Source organism: Vibrio sp. 1402 (assembly GCF_033340275.1).
The window spans coordinates 1-588 of sequence record NZ_JAWOWE010000478.1 but is presented as its reverse complement, the minus strand read 5'-3'; the positions used below and the strand labels follow the sequence as shown (position 1 = coordinate 588).

Annotated in this window: 1 pseudogene; it reads left to right on the top strand. The window is 47.6% G+C overall.

The features are described 5' to 3' along the window. Positions 1–588, top strand: a pseudogene (locus R7044_RS26775) (ATPase RavA stimulator ViaA); the annotation flags it as partial.

The following is a 588-nucleotide window of genomic DNA, read 5'->3' as shown; positions in this document are numbered from 1 at the left end:
AAGAGAAAGTTGTTAACGATCTGTATCAACGTATGGAAACCATGCGCAATATGGATAAAGTGACGGAATCTGGCGACGCTGAAAGCGTAGGGCGCTTGTGGGATATGGCTTCGGCAAAACTCAGCAAAACCGATTTAACGGTGATGAAGCGTCATGCGGAGTTTTTGAAAAAGCACAAAGGCTTGCAAGAAATCGCAGAACAGCTTGGCCGTATGGCTGGGCAAGTGAATGATCCTGACTTAAACCGTGCACCAGCGGAAGAGCTGCAAATGGTTGAAGAAAAAAGCGACGAAGCGACTGATGATATCGTCGGTATCCATGAAAGTGACGATCTCAATAAGCTGCTGCCAAACGAGACCATGTTTTTGGCTTACCCAGAGCTAGAAGTTGTGTTCTACAAGCATCTGGTCGACAAGCGTTTGATGAACTATCGCACGCAAGGTAAATCTCGCACTTTACGTAAAGTCAAAGCGCATCGTCCAGACAACAAAGCTGTGGATATCGAAAAAGGGCCGTTCATCGTCTGTGTGGATGCCTCTGGCTCGATGAGTGGTTTCCCTGAGCAGTGCGCAAAAGCGATGGCGTATG